This window comes from Pyxidicoccus sp. MSG2 (assembly GCF_026626705.1).
GTDB lineage: Bacteria > Myxococcota > Myxococcia > Myxococcales > Myxococcaceae > Myxococcus.
In genome coordinates, this window is record NZ_JAPNKC010000001.1 from 2,107,792 (window position 1) to 2,125,387 (window position 17,596).

At 70.4% G+C, this 17,596-nt stretch carries 11 protein-coding genes; 7 read left to right on the forward strand and 4 right to left on the reverse strand.

Annotation, left to right across the window (positions count from 1 at the left end):
- Window positions 1-48 precede the first annotated feature (48 nt).
- Window positions 49-2,568 carry a hypothetical protein gene (locus tag OV427_RS07460; RefSeq protein ID WP_267855410.1) on the forward strand — a complete coding sequence of 840 codons (2,520 nt, stop codon included), beginning with the start codon at window positions 49-51 and terminating at the stop codon, window positions 2,566-2,568.
- A 15-nt stretch (window positions 2,569-2,583) separates the two neighbouring features.
- Window positions 2,584-5,169, forward strand: coding sequence for a hypothetical protein (locus tag OV427_RS07465; protein WP_267855411.1), 2,586 nt, complete (start codon window positions 2,584-2,586; stop codon window positions 5,167-5,169).
- 10 nt (window positions 5,170-5,179) lie between these two features.
- Here the strand turns inward: OV427_RS07465 and coaA are convergent, their stop codons facing one another.
- Together coaA and OV427_RS07475 are read right to left on the reverse strand one after the other, a co-directional pair.
- Window positions 5,180-6,133 (reverse strand): type I pantothenate kinase, encoded by a 954-nt coding sequence (coaA, locus tag OV427_RS07470; protein WP_267855412.1) that lies wholly within the window; start codon window positions 6,131-6,133, stop codon window positions 5,180-5,182.
- A 77-nt stretch (window positions 6,134-6,210) separates the two neighbouring features.
- Window positions 6,211-6,942, reverse strand: coding sequence for a M90 family metallopeptidase (locus OV427_RS07475; protein WP_267855413.1), 732 nt, complete (start codon window positions 6,940-6,942; stop codon window positions 6,211-6,213).
- 68 nt (window positions 6,943-7,010) lie between these two features.
- On the opposite strand from OV427_RS07475, the gene OV427_RS07480 reads away from it, so the two are divergent.
- From OV427_RS07480 to OV427_RS07500, 5 genes are all read left to right on the forward strand, one after another.
- Window positions 7,011-8,381 carry a BamA/TamA family outer membrane protein gene (locus OV427_RS07480; protein WP_420718250.1) on the forward strand — a complete coding sequence of 457 codons (1,371 nt, stop codon included), beginning with the start codon at window positions 7,011-7,013 and terminating at the stop codon, window positions 8,379-8,381.
- A gap of 49 nt (window positions 8,382-8,430) precedes the next feature.
- Window positions 8,431-9,705: a hypothetical protein gene (locus OV427_RS07485; RefSeq protein ID WP_267855415.1), complete on the forward strand. Its 1,275-nt coding sequence runs from the start codon at window positions 8,431-8,433 to the stop codon at window positions 9,703-9,705.
- Between the two features lie 123 nt (window positions 9,706-9,828).
- Window positions 9,829-13,005 (forward strand): poly(A) polymerase, encoded by a 3,177-nt coding sequence (locus OV427_RS07490; RefSeq protein ID WP_267855416.1) that lies wholly within the window; start codon window positions 9,829-9,831, stop codon window positions 13,003-13,005.
- Window positions 13,006-13,098: 93 nt separating this feature from the next.
- A complete protein-coding gene (locus tag OV427_RS07495) occupies window positions 13,099-14,019 on the forward strand; it encodes a hypothetical protein (protein WP_267855417.1) in 921 nt (306 codons plus the stop codon).
- Between the two features lie 81 nt (window positions 14,020-14,100).
- Entirely contained in the window at window positions 14,101-15,408 is a 1,308-nt protein-coding gene (locus tag OV427_RS07500) for a chitosanase (RefSeq protein ID WP_267855418.1), read from the forward strand.
- A gap of 60 nt (window positions 15,409-15,468) precedes the next feature.
- Here OV427_RS07500 and OV427_RS07505 read toward each other — a convergent pair whose 3' ends face one another.
- Both OV427_RS07505 and OV427_RS07510 read right to left on the reverse strand, forming a co-directional pair.
- Window positions 15,469-16,257 carry a DNA polymerase beta superfamily protein gene (locus OV427_RS07505; protein WP_267855419.1) on the reverse strand — a complete coding sequence of 263 codons (789 nt, stop codon included), beginning with the start codon at window positions 16,255-16,257 and terminating at the stop codon, window positions 15,469-15,471.
- Window positions 16,254-17,549, reverse strand: coding sequence for a DNA polymerase beta superfamily protein (locus tag OV427_RS07510; RefSeq protein ID WP_267855420.1), 1,296 nt, complete (start codon window positions 17,547-17,549; stop codon window positions 16,254-16,256). Before OV427_RS07510 ends, OV427_RS07505 begins: the two co-directional genes overlap by 4 nt.
- Between the last annotated feature and the right edge of the window lie 47 nt (window positions 17,550-17,596).

Sequence of the window (17,596 nt, forward strand, 5' to 3'; positions counted from 1 at the left end):
CCGCCAGCGTGCCACTGCGGGCGCAGGTGCTTGCGACTGGGAGGCTCGATGGCAGACCAGGACAGGACCGTCCTTCCGACGGCGCGCCCCGAGGCCCAGCCCTTTCGCTGGAGCGAGCTCGACCAGGAGCAGCGGAAGGTGGCCAGCCTCATCCACCAATGGATGGTCAGGTTCGTCGATAGCACCCCCATCGGCCTCCCCGCGCAGGGCCCCTTCACCTGGCAGGCGGCGGACCTCCAGCGCCCCTCCAACGTCCTGCTCATCCACGGCGGGCGCGGCAGCGGGAAGACGAGCGTGATGCTCACGATGCTCGAAATCTGGCGCCGCTCCCTCATGGAGGGACTCGAATACCCGGGCGCCGACCGGCCCGCCTGCAATGACGGCCCGAGCGAAGCGGGCGACAAGGAGAAGGAGCGCTCGCTCAGATACCTCCTGGCGGGGACGCCCTTCGACGACGCGCTGGTCGCGGGCGCGCACCCCGGGTGGATCATCCCCCTCAAGCCCCTGGACCTGCAGCCGCTCCCGCAGAGCGCGTCCCTGCTGACCTGGATTGCCAGCCGCATCTTCGAGTTCGCGAGCCTGCTCGAACAGCTCGCGACCGGGACGCTGGAGGGAGAGGCGCCGCAGCCCATCGCGAGCTGGCATCCCGAGTCCCGGAACGAGGCGCCGTGGCGCAAGCCCTGGCGCGAGTTCGCCACGGCGGCCGCCTATGGGTGGGAGAGCAACCTCGACCAGCGCCGGGGGGGCCTGGACCCGGAGGCCTTCGCGGAGGAGCTCACCCAGGCGGAGCGCTCCCGGCACGACGTGGTCGTCAAGTGGCGGGCCTTCGTGAGCGCGGTCGTCAAGTACGCCCGCCAGCAATTCCCCCGCACCATCGATGGCAAGGCGCGGCTGGTGCTGCCCATCGACGACGTGGACATGAACCCCAACCGCTGCGTGGAGGTGCTGGAGCTGGTGCGCTTCCTCTGGCACCCGCAGCTCGTGTTCATGCTGACGGGCCAGTCCCGCCTGTTCGTCAAGATGCTCCGGGTCTCCTGCCACGGGCTGATGCGCGGAGGGCTCGGCAGCGGCGGCGTCAACCGCAGCGAGTTCCAGTCCCTGGACGCGCGCCCCTCCGCGCACGAGCTCGCCGTGCAGGCGTATGACCGGGTCATCCCTCCCGGACAGCGCTTCTCGCTCGCGTCCCTGGCGCCGGACGTGCGCCTCCATCACCTCCTCCGCCTCCTCCACGCGACGCTGTTCAATGCGGAGCCGACATCCGACGAGAAGCCCGGCGAGAAACCGCCCGTCGAGCAATGGCTGGAAAAGATAGGGGGCCAGTACAAGCACCTCGGCGCCTTCCTGGGCCGGTTCCACGCCCATCCCCACCTGCAGGTGGCGCTTCCCCAGTACTTCCGGCGCCTGCGCAACCTCGAGCAGGCCCTGGTGAGGGAGACCGCCAAGAACGAGAAGCTGACGCAGCCGGAGCTGGCCTATGTCCTCTGGCACGACGCCATCGAGAACCAGGCCTTCTCCCGCCTGTCCGACCGGGGCCTGCGGCATGCCGTCCAGTTCCCGCTCGTCAGCGATGATGGCCGCACCTGGAAGCACAAGCTGCGGGTGGCGTTGAACGCTCCCATCCGGCAGCGAGGCCACCTCCACTCCCGTCACCTCCGCGCGCTGCGGGACGTCAACCTGCGCTACGAGTTCAGCACCGCCACCGACTTCGCCTGGAAGGTCCGCGGGGACTTCCCACGCGAAGTCCCGGACCACCTGACGGCGTTGCTCCTCCTGGCCATCGACGTCGCGGCCGACGCCGAGGACGCGGTGGAGTGCCGACCCGAGCTGGAAGGGCGGTTCCAGTTGGATGGGCTCGTCGCCCCGCACGTGCGGGTCCTCGTTCCGGTGGAGTTCGCCTTCGGGGTTCTTCACGTGCCGTTCAGCTGGCCCACGCCGGACTGGGTCGGCGCCAGACATGCCGCGTACTTCAACGCGTACTGGAACCAGGGGCTGAGCGCCGCGCTGGCCCGGGGAAAGGAGAAGCGGAAGAAGAAGAAGACGGAGCAGGGGCAGGAACTGGAGGAACTGCTCGCCCTCTTCCTGCGCGGCATCCTGTGGGCACACCAGGACCTCCGCGAGCCGGAGGAGGCGCCCGGTGCCTGGCAGGACCGGCTGGAGGACTGCACCCGCGCGCACGAGAGCCTCGAGTCGAACGCGTCGCGGACCGTGCATGAGCAGGCGTTCCTGGAGTGGTTCGACGAGCGGCTGCCCCTCCTGGCGGAGCCTGAATCGGGGCTTCCCCCGCACATCGTCGCTGAGCTCCGGCGCACGTTGCTCGAGACGCAGAAGCAGCAGGCCCCGGCGCTCAAGCTGAAGGCCGCCCGGCTGACTCGCGCCGAGCGGGCCCTGGAGGAAGCCAAGCCGCCAGACCTGAAGCTCAGCGCGAAGCGGCTCCTGCGGAGGGTCGACGCGCAGCTCCGGCGAGCGGCAGCGCCGCGGAGAGCAGAAGCGCGAAAGCGAGCAGAAGCGCGGCAGCCCTCCCGCCGCAAGCCGCCTTCCGCCCCGCGCCCCACCCACGCCCACCACTAGCGACGGGCCCGCGCCATGACCACCGTCGCGAACACGCCCCACCTCGAAGCGGAGGTCCTGTCCTGGCCCTTCGCGTCCGCACTGTCCTTCGAGCTGTCGCTGTCCGCGTTGGAGCGCAACGCGCACGGGCTCTATGTCGGTGACTCACAGCGAATCGCGGACACCCTCATCGACCGGCTGCGGCCCATCTCGCGCGGGCTGTCCCTGGAGGTGCTCCGGCAGATTCGCGAGCACGCCTGGTTCGAGCTGTCGGTGCGGGTCTCCGCGGACGGGGCCCGGAAGATTCCCCTGGAGGCGATCCTGCTCCACATCGCGCGCAAGCACCTGCTCGCGCTCGGGCACCAGGTGACGCTGATTCACGGCGACGAGCAGTCCGTCGAGCGGCTGGCGGAGCACTGGCGCTGGATTTCCCTCGTGCTCCCGCCGGACCTGTTCATCGCCGCCATCGCCGCGGCGAGCCGGACCGAGCCCACCACGGACTTCATCAGCCTGGGCACGGCCCACCTGGGGCACTTCTTCCAGGAGGAGGGAATCGCCCAGGCCCACCTGCACCTGGGCGCGGCCGTGCCCTTCGAGTGGCTGTGGACCCACCTCATGGCTCGCATCGGCCCGCGCGCGCCCCCGGCCTCGAAGCTCGGCTCCCGGGGCGGCGTCCCCTTCGGCTCTCCGAGGAGCTTCCTGGACTGGCTCGTCACCGCGGCACTGGCGCGGCTCACCCTGGCCTCCTTCCTCTGGCATCTGGACCTGGGGCTGGTGGAGCAGGACGGGGTGCCCGCCTTCATCCCCTTCGTGAGGAAGCTCGTCGCGCGGGGACAGGATGCCACGCTGCACCTGAAGGCCCTGGCCGCGCTGGCGGAGGGACGGGGCCCCGTGGGCAGCACGCAACTGCGTCCCGTGCTCCGCCGTCTGCAGCAGCCACTGGGGCCCGGCCCGCATGCCAGCGCGCGGCGCCCCCAGTGCCTGGAGGACATCCGGAGCGCGGACCCGCTCCACGCCTGGTTCAGCATGGGGCAGGGCTCGCTGCCAGAGACGCGGCTGGCGGCCCGCGCGCTGGGCTTCATCCTGGACCACCCGAACGAGGAACACTTCGCGCGGCTCTTCTGGCAGTACGAGCGCATCCGCAACCTCACCTACCGCCACCTCGTCCAGCAGCCGGGGACGGCCGGGCTGGACTGGTTCACCATCCACTACGCGCGCATCTCCGCGCTGCGCCTGGACATGGACACGCGGGTGTTGATGAGCTCGGCGCTCGCCCTGGAGTCGCGCGGGCTGCCGCTCAAGTCGCTCGAGGTGCGCACCGCGCCGGAGCGGCTCTGGCACCTGAACCGCCAGCTCATCCGGGACATCGCCACCGCCCCGGGCCCGGCCCACGGCGCGCCCGAGCGGGGCCTGATGCTGCACTTCGTGAAGATGGAGGACCGGGAAGCACGGGGCAGCGGAAGGATGCGCCACGCGGACCCGACCGACATGGTCTACGGCTGCCGCTTCGGCAGCTACTACCGGCGGCGCCACCACGAGATGGTGGCCATCGAGCGTGCCCTGCGCCGCAATCCGGAGCTGCTCATCTACCTGCGCGGCATGGACACCTGCAACCTGGAGCTGGCCATCCCCACCTGGGTCTTCCTGCCGCTCTTCGAGCGCCTGCGTGAGGCCTCGCGCGAGACGGCCCGGCTGCTGGCCCCCCATGCGCGCATTCCGCCCTTCCGGCTGACGCTGCACGCGGGCGAGGACTTCCGGCGGCTGGCGGAGGGGCTGCGCCGCATGCACGAGCCGCTCGAGTTCGGCGCGCTCCAGCCGGGAGACCGGATGGGCCATGCCTTCGCGCTCGCGCTGGACCCCGAGCAGTGGGCCCTGACGGCGCCCTCCATCTGGCAGCCCCGGGAGGAGTTCCTGGACGACCTGCTCTGGGAGCTGTCCCGCTACCGCGCCGGCGACATGCAGGGCGAGGCGGGACGGGTGGACTGGCTGCACGGCCGCATCGACCGACTGGCCCGCGCCATCTACGGAGACGCGTACCGGAACGTGGAGGAGCTCATCCTCGCCCGGCGGCTGCGCCACAGCCCCGGGTTCCTCCTGGACACGATGCGCTTCCCGTTCATGCTCGACGCCCCGCTCCCGCGCGTCACGGGGAGCGCGAGGGATTTGCTCTTCCTCTACCTCACGGACCCGGGCATCTACGTCCGGGGGCAGTTCCCAGAGGAGGTGGTGGTGGACGCCCCCGAGCGCCGGATGCTGCACGAGGCCCAGCGCTTCCTGCGGCGGCTCTTCTCGCGGCTGGGCATCACCGTGGAGGCCAACCCCTCCAGCAACATGCTCATCGGAGACGTCTCCCTCGAGGAGCACCCCCTCTTCCGCCTGCAGCCGCTGCCGGGCCAGCCCATGCCGGAGGGCGGCCCCGTGCTGGTGGCCATTGGCGACGACGACCCGGTGACGTTCGCCAACAGCCTGCCGGACGAGTTCTGCCACCTCTTCTTCACCCTCCTGCGCCGGGGGCTGGGCGTGCAGGAGGCCCGAGCGTGGCTGGACCAGATTCGGATGAATGGCCTGCGCGCGCGCTTCACCGTGCCGGAGTCGGTGCTGGGCCCCCCGTCTCTTCGGTAGCGGCGGGCGGCTACTGCTTGCGCAGCCGCACGCGCTTCACCTTGTGGTCCGGCCCCTTGGTGAGGATGAGCCGCGCGCGCGAACGGGTGGGCGCGATGTTCTGCGCCAGGTTGGGCCCGTTGATTTCCGCCCACACGGACTCGGCGAGCGCGACGGCCTGCTCCTTGGTGAGCTCGGAGAAGCGGCGGAAGTAGCTGCGCTCGTCGCGGAACGCCGTCTGCTGGAGCTGGAGGAAGCGATTCACGTACCAGTGACGGATGTCCTGCTCGTGCGCGTCCACGTAGATGGAGAAGTCGAAGAAGTCGGAGAGGAACGTGCCCGGCATCCGGTTCCCCTCGACGCGGCCCGACTGAAGGACGTTGAGCCCCTCCAGGATGAGGATGTCCGGCTGGCGAATGATTTTCGCCTCGTCGGGGACCACGTCATAGACGAGGTGCGAGTACACCGGCGCCGTCACCTCCGCGCGCCCCGCCTTCAGCTCCGCGAGGAAGCGCACCAGCCCGCGCCGGTCATAGCTCTCCGGGAAGCCCTTGCGCTTCATCAGCCCGCGCTCGGTGAGGATGCGGTTGGGGAACAGGAAGCCGTCCGTCGTCACCAACTCCACGCGCGGGTGGTCCGGCCAGCGCCCCAGCAGCGCCTGGAGGATGCGGGCCGTCGTGCTCTTGCCCACCGCCACGCTCCCGGCGATGGCGATGATGAAGGGCACCTTCCGCGCCGAGCCTCCGAGGAACGCCTGCTGGTCCGCCCACAGGCGCTGGGCCGCGGCGACCTGGAGGTTGAGCAGCCGGGAGAGCGGCAGGTAGACGTCCACCACCTCTTCCAGGTCCAGCTGCTCCCCCAGGCCACGCAGGCCCTCGAGGTCGGCCGACGCGAGCGGCAGCGGAGTCGAGGCACGCAGTGCCCGCCACGCCTCGCGCTCCAGGTCGATGAACATGGAAGCAGCCGTGCTGCCGGGTGCGGACATGTTGAGATGCTCCTCCAGGAGAATGTTCACACCGCTGTCCGTCGCCTACCATAGCCCGGAGGGCGGCGCGCGGGACTTCAGGTGCCCGTGGCCGGGTCCCAACCGTAGAAGCGCTTCAGCTCCTCATACAAATCCGGCGTCTTCTCCCGCATCTGCCGGGGCTTCTCGAAGAAGGACTCGGTGGCCACGGCGAAGAACTCCGCCTCGTTGAGGCCGCCGTAGTCGTCCAGCACCTGACGCTCCTGGCTGCTCCCGTCCTGGAGCTTCCGGAAGTGCTCGCTCATCACCGAGGCCCACGCCCGGTAGTGCGAATACGCCCGCAGCTTCGGCGTCCCGTCGAAGGCGCCGTCCGCGCGGTCCAGCACGTGGGCGAACTCGTGCGCGGCGGTGTCGTGGCCGTCGCCCGGGTTGCGCAGGCCTGCCAGCACCGCCTGCCACGAGAGGATGACGGAGCCCCAGTGCTTCGCCTCGCCCAGCACCACGCCGGTGCGGTCCGGCAGCTTGAAGGCGTCCGGATAGACGATGACCTCCCGGAGCCGGTCGTAATAGGACAGGTCCAGGTGCACCACGAGCTGCACCGCCGTGGCGGAGACCACCACGCGAATCTCGTCGGTGATGGTGAGCCCCCCGGCCCCGATGAACTCCTTCTCCCAGGCGAAGACCTTGAGCTTGTCCAGGAACGTCTCGCGCAGCGCGGGCGACAGCGTGCGGAAGAAGGGCACCCGCGCGTCGAGGTACGCCAGCCACTCCGCCGGGAAGGGCCGGCGCAGCAGGCTCCGGCGCCGGAGGTGGCGGAGGAGTGAAATCATGACGAAGGGCATAGCAGATGTCCGGCGGGCCGGCGTCTGGAGGTAGGGTGGAGGCCGTGGCGAGAAACGTGAGCGGAAGAATGGTGACGTGGTGCGTGGCCCTGGTGCTGGGGCTGCTGGCGCCACGCGCGGGAGCGCAGGACACGGGGCCGGTGCAGGTGGTGGACGAGGTGGTGGTGCGCGGCCCGGAGAAGACGAAGCCCGGGACGGTGCAGGCGTACGCGCGCATCGACGCGGGCGACACCCTCACCCCCGAGGAGCTGACGCGGGTGGAGCGGCGCCTGGTGGCGACGGGCCTCTTCCAGGAGGTGCGCGTGAGCACCGAGCCCACGGGGCCGGACCACGTGCGCCTCATCCTGGAGGTGGAGGACAAGGCCTCCTGGGTGGTGGCGCCCACCTTCGCGCTGTCCGCGGCCAACGTCGGCGGCGGGGTGCTGTACGCGGAGAACAACCTGTGGGGCCGCAGCAAGAAGTTCGCGGCGGCGGCACAGGTGAGCACGGCGGAGAGTGGCCTGTTCGCCGGCTACCTGGACCCGAACCTCTTCGGCCTGCCGCAGCTCCGGCTGAGCCTGGAGGGTCAGCTTCGCAGTGACCGCGTGGACGAATACGAGCCCGGTGCGGGCCAGGAGGACCCGGAGGTGGTGCGCAGCACGCGCCTCAACTCGGCGTCCATCTCCGGGGAGCTGGGGGTGATGCTCTTCGAGCGCGTGCGCGCGGCCGCGAAGTACCGGCTGATGAGCATCGACGCGAAGCCGCCGAGCGACGACGAGGAAGTCACGGAGGAGGCCTTCTCGACGGGCCCGTCCCAGCGGGACACGTCGCTGCGGCTGATGGTGGGCGTGGACACGCGGCAGAACCTGCATGCGGTGATGGAGGGCCTCAACATCGAGGCCTCGTACGAGGTGTCCGGCCCTGGCGTATGGAGCGAGTTCTCCTACCGGCGCTTCGGCCTGCTGTACCGGCATGGCCTGCGGCTGGTGGGCGAGCACAACCTGGTGCTGCGGGGCGAGGCCGTCGCCGGCATGGACCTGCCCTTCCACCAGGAGCTGACGATGGGCGGCAACTCGCTGCGCGGCTTCCTCCACCGTCAGTTCCGCGGCGACACGCGGGTGTCCTTCACCGCCGAGTACCACTTCCCCCTCTTCACGGTGCGGTCTCTCTCTTTCCGGGGCGTCGGGTTCTCCGACACGGGGCTGATGCTGTGGCGGGACATCCCCGAGGACCGCCAGCTCCGGGACGCCAACGGGCGCGTGGTGCGCGGCTACCTGCCGGACGCGCAGGAAGGGCTCAAGGGCGCCACGCTGGCCCAGGGCGTGGGCGCCGGACTGCGCCTGTACCTGCGCAACGTCATCCTGCCGCTGGTGGGCGTGGACGTGGCGTACGGGGTGAACTCGGGCGAGTTCCGCTTCTACCTCGTGGCGGGCGTGAGTCCGTCCTGAGCCCTCCGGGCGGGTTGTCGCGCGTTGCCGCCATGCCCATGTGTTGGACATGGCGGCCACCGACGTCTCGCCTCCGGAGAACCCGCTGCCCGCGCTCCTGAGTCACGTCGGTCTGCGAAGGCGGCGGAGCAGGCACGGCTCGGCCACCCAGTTGCTCTGGAACAAGCTGGAGAGCAACGCCTCGCTCTTCAGGCTGTGTCAGGCGCGCGTGGATTTGACGAACGAGGACCGGGCCACCCTGGAGCAGTGCCGCCAGAAGCTGGAGGTGGCGCGGCGCTGCATCGACAAGGCCTGGTGGCGCTGGTCCTTCTCCTTCTGGGAAGTCATCCACGAGGTGGACGGCCTGCTGGTGCTCGTCATGCCCCCGGCCATGCTGCTGCCGCAGGCGCTGGACATCCAGCACCAGTTCGAGCGGAGGGTGACGGACTCCGTCATCCGCACGCTCTGGCTCGGAGCGGATGGCAGGGGTGGCCCGCTGCCCCAGAGCACCCGCCTGCTCTCCCGCCTGGGCCGGCCTCCGGGAGAAGCCGCTGCCTCCCCGGCTCCCAGCAAGGAACAACTGGCGCGCTGCCGCCACGTCCTGCGGGGGGCGCTGGGGGTGATCAACGGGCAGGGGGACAAGACGTTCTGGCAACTCTCCATCAACGTCGCCATCCAGGTCCTCAGCACGGTGCTGCTGCTCGCGATGTTCGTCCTCGCGTTCCAGGGCTTCCGCTCGGACGTGGTGGGGACCTGGCCCGAGCAGGTCATCCCCACGGGGATGCTCCTGCTCAGCCTCGCCGGAGCGGCGGGCGCCGTCCTCTCCAACATGCTCTCGAAGGAGCGCTTCGTCGTCGCGACGGGAGCGACGAGCCGATACTTCGCCTACCACCTGCTGGTGAAGCCCGTCATCGGGGGCTTCGCGGCCCTGATGGTCCTCTTCCTCGAGCAGTCCAACCTGCTGCTGGCGGTGATTCCTCGCGATGCCTCGGTGCCCGCCAGCGTCTCGGCGCCCGCCGCGCAATCCACTGAGGCCCGTACCCTGGAACCTTCCGAGGCTCCCGCGCCCGCCGATGCCGGACCACCCGCCAGGGATACGGGGACGGGAGGCGCCGACACGAACAACCCCGCCATCCTCCACCTCGTCGTGAGCACGCGGAAGGCGGCCTTCTTCACCATGGTGGCGCTGGCGATTGCCGCCGGGTTCTCCGCGGACCGGCTGTTGGGCTCGGTGATGGACAACGTGCTCGGCAGGCTCCTCAAGCAGTCGGAGAAGGTGCTGCCTCCCGCCACCCCGCCGGTGGCCGGTGCGCCTCCAGGGCCAGGCCCGGCGGAGCAGCGCTGACGGGTTGGCGGCCTGTGTCAGCCCGGGAGGGGGGCCGTCGTCAGGTGGCTGCACGCGAAGGGCCCCGTTTCCGGGTGGCCCGCGCGTGTACGCTTCCCTGACTTCTCACCTCCGGTGGCCGCCATGTCCCAGGAACGCTTCACGACCAGCCGCGAGGTGTACCACCGCATCCGCTGGGACCCGCGGCTCGACGCGCGCGAGTTCTCCATCGGCTACGACGCGCACCTCGAACAACTGGAGGAGATGCCCTTCGAGGCGTTCGTCCCCGACGGGGAGATTCCCTGGCACCGCGTCTGGTACTTCAAGCGCGGCCGCCAGGTGGTGTGGGACCGCAGGCAGCGCATCGACCTGCTCGACTCCCTCACCCCGCCCGCGCCGGTGACACCTCCGGCGCGGGAGACGCAGGCGCCCGCCCCGGCAGCTCCACCGGCCGGTGCGGGTGCGGCTCATGAAGCCGCGCCCCGCTTCACTCCCCTCCCCGCGTACCGCTTCGATGCGGCGGCCCGTGAGTGGGTGGCCTCCCCTTCCGCCGCGACCGACACCGCAACCCTTCCCGCCTCCGAGCGGCTCACCGTCACCACGCTCAACGTCCTGTTCGATGTCTACGACGGGGAGATGCTCGCCACTGAGCGGAGGACACCCGCGGTCCTCGCCCTGCTGCGCGACACCGACGCGGACGTCATCGCATTGCAGGAGGTCACCCCTCCCTTCCTCCGCGCGCTGCTCGATGCGCCGTGGGTTCGCGAGCGCTACTGGCTCTCGGATGGCCCAGGCGCGGCGACGGTGACGCCCTCCGGGCAGTTGCTCCTGTCGCGGCGGCCCTTCGCCTCGTTGAGCCAGCGCATCTTCTCGCGCGACAAGCGGGTCATCGCGGGCGAACTGGCCCTGAGCGACGGCCCGCTGTGGGTGGCCACGCAACACCTGACGAGCAACCGCACGGCCGCGGGAAGCGCCGCACGGGCGGCCCAGGTCCGGGCGCTCACCGAGTGGACCCGCTCGCTCGCCACCCCGGGACAGGACGTGGTGCTCGCGGGCGACTTCAACTTCGGCGACGGCGACCCCGAGTTCAACGCCTTCGCCCAGGCGGGCTTCGTGGATGCATGGCCGATGCTGCGGCCCGCGGAGGGCGGAGAGACCTACGCCCCCTCGCGGAACGCGCTCGCGGCGCTCACGACCACCTCCGGCCGGAATCAGCGGCTGGACCGGGTGCTGGTGTGCTCCCCTTCGGGGCGGCTCGTTCCGGAAGCCGTGAGTCTCTTCGGGGAGTCCCCGCTGGAAGGGCCTCCGGGACCGACCGGAGACGCGCTCTACCCCTCGGACCACTTCGGCGTGCGCTGCGTCCTGCACCGGGGCGCCGCGGCACGGCCCCTCGCCACTCCGGCCCCCGTCCGCGCGCACAAGGCGCCGCTCGTGCACCACACGGCGGTGGTGCTCATCCCGCCCGACGCGGTGTGGGAGCCCATCCAGGCACTGCGCCGGAAACATGACTCCAAGTTCAACCGGTGGATGCCGCACGTCACCCTGCTCTACCCCTTCCTGCCGGAGGAGTACTTCGACGAGGCGGAGGACCTGCTCGCTGAAGCGCTCCTGGGCGTGAAGCCGTTCGAGGTGACGCTCACCGGGTTCCACCACTTCGAGCACCGCGCCAACGTCACCGCCTGGCTCCGCCCGGAGGACCGGCCACACGGAGCGCTGAAGGCCCTGCACGCGGCGCTGGAGCAGGCCATGCCCGAGTGCGACGACCAGGGCCGCAAGTCGGAGCGCGGCTTCACGCCGCACCTGTCCGTCGGACAGCTTCCCCGCGCCAGCGCCGCCGACATCGCACGCACGCTCGCCGGGTGGGAGAAGCACTGGCGCCCGCTCACCTTCGAGGCACGCGACGTCTGCATCATCCGCAGGAAGGGCGACACCCCCTTCGAAGTCGTGCGGAGGCTTCCGCTCGGAGGGAGGGACGGCGGCCCCGGCCGAGGCACCCCGGCCGCGAGTGGGGGCGGTCAGGCCGCATCGCCTCGGGCCGCGAGCACCGCGCGGGAAGCGGGCCGTGCGCGCCCTGCTCACACGCGCCAGGAGGACGAAGTCCTCCGCGCCGTGCTGTCCACCCACGAGGCCGCCGACGCCTCCGGGGCCCGACGAGCGCGCACCGCCGCCGTCGAGCGACTCCAGGCGCTCTGTGCGCGCGTGGAGACGGAGCTGCACCCGTATGGCTCGTACCTCCTCGGAACGGACGGCGCGGGCAGCGACGTGGACGCGGTGGCCATCGGCCCCGCGCACCTGTCCCGCGAGGACTTCGCGCGCGCGTTCCTCGACGAATTGGCCCAGGAGTCCTCCGCCTCCGGCCGCTTCGTGGCCGACGCCGCCATTCCCCTGGTGAAGCTGTCCCTGGGCGGAGTGAGCTTCGACCTCTCCTATGCGAGCCGTCCGGAAGGCGTGGCGTCCTGCCCTCCCGAGACGCTGCTCTCCCAGCACGGCGACGCACTGGACTCCGCGGGCCTGCGCTCCGTGCTGGGCCTGCTGGACACGCAGCGCCTGCTCGACGAGGTGACGCGCGCGGGTGCCGGGCCCGAGCGCTTCCGCACCCTCCTGCGCACCGTGAAGGCCTGGGCGAAGGCCCGTGGCATCTACTCCCACGCCCTGGGCTACATCGGCGGACTGTCCTGGTCGGTGCTGGCGGCCTGGGCCTGTACGCGAGCCCCACAGGAGGACACGGGCTCCGACGCGGCGCTGCTGGTCCACTTCTTCGAGACGTTCTCCCGCTGGCCCTGGCCACAGCCGGTGACGCTCACGCCCGAGACGGCGCGCTACCGGCCCGACGGCAAGCGCGACCTCCTGCCCGTCATCGCGCCCGCGGCCCCGGTGCGAAACACCGCGCGCAACGTGTCGCGCTCGACGTTCCGCGTGCTGCGCGACGAGCTGACCCGGGCCCGGACCCTGGTGGAGAAGGCACGCGCCGACGGGGCACCGAAGTCCTGGGAGGCCCTCTTCGAGCCGCTGGCCGAGGAGCTGCCCACGCGGCTCGTGCTCACACTCGAGGCACCGACTCCGGAGACACGCGAGGTGGCCGCGGGCTGGGTGCTCGGACATCTCACCGCGCTGGTATACCGGCTGGAGGGAGACCGTCGCGTCTTCGCGCGGCCCCTGCCCCCGGCCTCACCCGAGGGCCCCTTCATCATCGGCCTGGACGCCCGCTCTGCCCCGCGAGGAGAGCTGGCCCGGACGGTGGAGGAGTTCCAGGCCTCGTTCCAGGAATGGACCCACCGCCCCGCCGGGGCCTCGCTCCGTGTGGACCTGCCGCACGTCTGAAGCCCACCGTGACGGCTTTCACAGCATGGGCAGCCACCGCGTCCTGGTGACACGTGCGATGCTGGACGGTGAACTTCCACGTGGAGGCCATTCATGGCGGAGACCTATCGCGTCGCACGTCTGCCCATCCGGTTGCGCGGCTTCGTCCAGCCGGACACGAACTCGCAGTTCGAGGGCTACGTCGAGCCGGGCGATTACCATGTGCTCGAGGAGCGACGGAGCTTCCCGACACCCGACACCGACTACGCGCGGCTGGAGGTGCCCACCCTGGGCGCGCTCGACACGTGGGTCTGTACGCGCTGGCGCACCCAGCAGTACGCCCGGCTCCTGGACCTGGAGAAACCTCCCGCCGTGGCGCGGCTCTCGTTCAGCGTCGAGCCCCTCGCCGTGGACGAGTCGCGGCTGACGTCGCTGCTCGGGGCGTTCCGCGACTTCCGCTACGAACTGGACCAGGCGCGCTACCCGTGGGTGCTTCCGGGCGTCACCCTCCCGCAGGCGCCGCCCGCGGTGAACAACTGCTGCACCTTCGTGGAGGCCCTGACGGTGAAGGCCTTCTCCGACGCGCACGGCAGCGCCTTCGAGTGGGACTCGCGCCGTCACCGGCAGATGATGATTGCGTCCTCGGAGGACTACTTCTCACCCGTGACGGCCGCCGTGGAGAGCGGCATGGGAATTCCCTCGCCGTCCCCGGACGTGCCGCCCCACCCGTGGACGCTGGTGCAGGGCTGGCGCAACCAGTGGCGCTCGGGGCACACCTTCCTCGTCGTGGACCACCACGCCGCCACCGACAAGGTCCTCATGCTGGAGTCCAACACCTCCTACGGACTCGATGGGGTGGGCTACCGCGGCATTGGAAACCTACGCGACAAGGGGCTCAAACCGCCCGCCCGGTGGTGGGAATTGCCCGACGTGTGGACCTGGCGCCGCGTCACCTCCACGTACCTCTTCCGGCAGCAGGCGTGGCTGAAGGTGCGCAATCGCACGCTGTCCGGGCTCGAAAACGCTCACTCCTGAAGCGCCCAAGCATTTCTGGTATTCCAGTTCTGGCGCGAGTGCATCTGCCTTTCACCCTCGCGCCAGGAAAGGGACCCGGACATGCGAGAGCGTCGAATGGAATGGAGCTGGGGAGCGGTGTTCCTGGGAGTGGCGGCGGCCCTGACGGGCTGCGCGCCGGACACGGGCGAGGCGAAGGCGATTCCGCTCACGGAGCAGCAGGCGCTGGCGGCCTGCTCGTACGTCATCACCACGAACACGTACGTGGGCGCGGACTGGTGGGGCACGCTCGTCTTCAAGAACACCGGCACGGCGGCGATGACGAGCCCCACCATCGCCTTCGGCGTCCCCAGCGGCGTCGTCTGTGATTACGACGAGCCGGGCTGGACGCACACGCAGAGCGGCACGACGTGCACGTACTCGAGGACGTCCGGGCTGACCGTCGCCGTGAATGCGTCCTACACGTTCTATTACTCGACGTCGTCGTCCACGTCCTTCACGGCCGCCAACGTGAGCATCAGCGACCCGAGCTGTGGAAGCACCCCGCCTCCCACGGGCACCGGGCTGAGCGCCAACCAGAAGAAGGTGTCGGAGGACCTGACGAGCATCTGGGAGAACGACACGCCCAACATCGACTACGCGTACTCGGAGAACATCCAGGACGGGCGCGGGTACACGAATGGGCGCGCGGGCTTCTGCACGGGGACGGGCGACGCCATCCAGGTCATCCAGTGCTACGTCAACCTGCGCAGCGCGGCCAACGGCAACCTGATGGCGAAGTACATGTCCGGGCTCACCACCATCAACAACCGCTTCCTGTCCACGGGCGAGGACCAGGCCTCCACGGCCGAGCTCGACTCGGTGGGCAACTGGCGGGCGGACTGGGCGACCAGCTACAACAACACCACCACTCGCGCCGACTTCAAGAGCTGCCAGGACCAGATCAGCGACAAGCTCTATTACACGCCGGCGATGACCGAGGCCGCGAAGTGGGGGCTCACCCAGGCGCTCTCGAAGGCGGCGCTGTACGACGCGTTCATCAACCACGGCGAGTCCGGCGCGCGGAGCATGATTCGCTCCGCCAACACGGCGCTGGGCAACTCGGGGCAGGTGGCGCCGGTCATCGGGTACAACGGCATCACGGAGAATGCGTGGCTGCAGAAGTTCCTGGAGAAGCGCCGCGACGTGCTCGCCTCGGACTCGACGTGGATTGACGCCGTGGACCGCGTGGCCGCGTACGAGAAGCTGCGCCGCAAGGGGAACTGGGACCTGGGCACGGCATTCCGGAACGATGTTCGCGCGCGGGATTGCTGGGGGACGACGTACCCGGCCAGCGGCTACACGGTGCGCGCCATCAACCCGGATGGGACGTGGAGCACGCCGGCCTCATACACGTACTCCTGCCAGTGACGGGCTGACGCCTCACCGCCGGAGCGCCCCTGCACGGGTGCGCTCCGGCGAGTGGACGACTCACGCCGTGAAGCGTCGACGGCGCAGGTCCAGCATCCACGCCTCCAGGGCGTCGACGGCGGCCTCGGGCGGGTCCTCCGGCAGCACGGACTCCGCCAGGGCCGCGTCGAGCACCTCGAAGGAGCGCGTCACCTCGGCGCGCCACTTCTGGCTCAGCTCATCCGGAAGCTCGCTCTTCTCTCCGCGCTTCTTCTGCTCCACCAGCGCGTGCGCCTCCGAGAAGCCATACAGGTCGAGCAGCTCGGTGACGTCCGTCTCCACGGTGCCGGTGCGCAGCGCGTGCGTGCCCGTCAGCGTGGTGCGCAGGACATAGAGCAGCTTCTTGGCGGACTTGAAGCCGCTCTTCTCCCACTCGCGCAACTGGCCGTAGGCGAAGCCCCGGTAGTGCCGGTGCACCCGGCGCGACAACACGGCGCGCACGTGGGGCTTGAGCCCCTCCAACTCCGGCGAGGCGCGCACGCAGATGGCGCCCAGCACGCGCTCGATGTAGTTGCCGTTGCCTTGCAGGATGCCCTGGAGCACCGGCTGCAGCTCGTTGGACGAGTAGTCCACCTCGACGCCGTCCACCACTTGAAGCCGCTCGGCGGTGATGTGCTTCGGCTGGAGGCCGAGCAGCGTCGCGGTGGGGACGACGTGGATGGACTTCAGGTCCAGGTCACTGTCGGGAGAGGGAAAGCCATACGCATGCGCCCCGGACAGGGCGATGACGAGGTGCTCGCGCTTCGCCGACTCCTCGTCGAGCACCCGGTCCGCCACCACCCGCTCATGTTCCTTCAGCGTGCCCTTCATTCCGCATCCCTCCACTCCATGGCCGGGGCCTCTGGTGCGTCTCGTCCCAGCGGGCCGGGCTCCTTCAGCACCCAGCGCCGCGCCACCTCGTCTCCCACGCGCCGCAGCAGCCGGTCCGCCCGCTCATAGTCCGGGTGCTCCGGCAGCTTGCTCTCGCGGTGCGCCGCCTCCAGGTCCGGGGCCATGGCCTCCGCGTCGCGCAGCACGTCCTCCAGCGGCACGCGGCCCGCCTTGATGTCCAGCAGCCGCGCCTTCAGCGCACCCGACGCCTCGAACGTGGGCGTGCCTTCCCGCAGCCACCCGGTGGCAGTGGCCACCAGCCGCAGCAGGTTGTAGGCGTTCTTCGGCCGCAACTCGCGTGCGGACGGAGGCCGCTGCCCGCCGCCCCGTGCGTACGCAGTGAGCGCCGCGAAGTCGTTGGCCGTCAGGAGACCCTGGTCCCACAGCGAGCGGTAGAGCTGCTTCACGTACGTCTTCGCCGCCAGCAGGGCGTCCTGCTGCGTCGGCGCGCTGCGCGGAGACACCGCGGCCAGCCGCTTCGCCACCTCGTCCAGGTCCGGGGCGGGCTCCTCGCACAGCCACTCCAGGAGCAAATCGCGGTGCTCGGCCAGCCGCTGGCTGCGGGTGAGCTTGTCGAGCTGGCTCATGGCGTACCGGCCGAAGCTGCCGAAGATGGCCTTGGACACGAAGGCCTCGCGCTCGGCGAGAAGCCACTCGCCCAGCACGTCCGTGGCCTTCGCGCCGGGGACGAAGAGCGTCTCCAGCGTGTTCGGGTCCGCGCGCAGCGCCTGCTCCACTGCCTTGCGCACCTCCCAGTAGGTGGTGCTGCCGTCGGCGCTGACCAGGTCCATGGGTGCTTCCACCAAGCCGAAGGTCCACGCCAGCGGCAGGGCGAACACGCCGCGCACATCCACGTCCGAGTTCTCGTTGGCCAGGCCCCACGCATGGCTGCCCACGCGCGTCTCCAGCACCACGCAGGGCGTCAGCGCGCTCCACGCGGCCTCGCGGCGCCGGGCGAAGTTCACCTGTCCCACGCGCCGGGGCACCAATTCCTCGCGCGCGAACCACACCTCGCCCATGCCGACAATCTGCACGTCGAAGCCGCCGTCATGGGCGCGGACCACGCGGCCCACCACACCCTGGGGGATGCGGCGCCCGCCCGAGGCCATGCGCTCCACGCGCGTCGTCACCTCGGTGCCGTGCGGCAGGGGCACCGACAGCCGGTCCACCTGCTCCAGGCCCCGGATGCGGCCGGCGCCCGTGCGTGGAGAATCCGTCGGAGAATCACTCATGGCTCACACCTCCCGTTGCTCAGCGGGTCATCGTGGACGGGGCAGCC

What these genes read in the sequence shown, in the direction of transcription:
- OV427_RS07465 (WP_267855411.1), top strand. Translation starts at nt 2,584, where the DNA reads ATGACCACCGTCGCGAACACGCCCCACCTCGAAGCGGAGGTCCTGTCC.
- OV427_RS07495 (WP_267855417.1), top strand. Translation starts at nt 13,099, where the DNA reads ATGGCGGAGACCTATCGCGTCGCACGTCTGCCCATCCGGTTGCGCGGC.
- OV427_RS07485 (WP_267855415.1), top strand. Translation starts at nt 8,431, where the DNA reads ATGGCGGCCACCGACGTCTCGCCTCCGGAGAACCCGCTGCCCGCGCTC.
- coaA (WP_267855412.1), bottom strand. Translation starts at nt 6,133, where the DNA reads ATGTCCGCACCCGGCAGCACGGCTGCTTCCATGTTCATCGACCTGGAG.
- OV427_RS07460 (WP_267855410.1), top strand. Translation starts at nt 49, where the DNA reads ATGGCAGACCAGGACAGGACCGTCCTTCCGACGGCGCGCCCCGAGGCC.
- OV427_RS07475 (WP_267855413.1), bottom strand. Translation starts at nt 6,942, where the DNA reads ATGATTTCACTCCTCCGCCACCTCCGGCGCCGGAGCCTGCTGCGCCGG.
- OV427_RS07510 (WP_267855420.1), bottom strand. Translation starts at nt 17,549, where the DNA reads ATGAGTGATTCTCCGACGGATTCTCCACGCACGGGCGCCGGCCGCATC.
- OV427_RS07500 (WP_267855418.1), top strand. Translation starts at nt 14,101, where the DNA reads ATGCGAGAGCGTCGAATGGAATGGAGCTGGGGAGCGGTGTTCCTGGGA.
- OV427_RS07490 (WP_267855416.1), top strand. Translation starts at nt 9,829, where the DNA reads ATGTCCCAGGAACGCTTCACGACCAGCCGCGAGGTGTACCACCGCATC.
- OV427_RS07505 (WP_267855419.1), bottom strand. Translation starts at nt 16,257, where the DNA reads ATGAAGGGCACGCTGAAGGAACATGAGCGGGTGGTGGCGGACCGGGTG.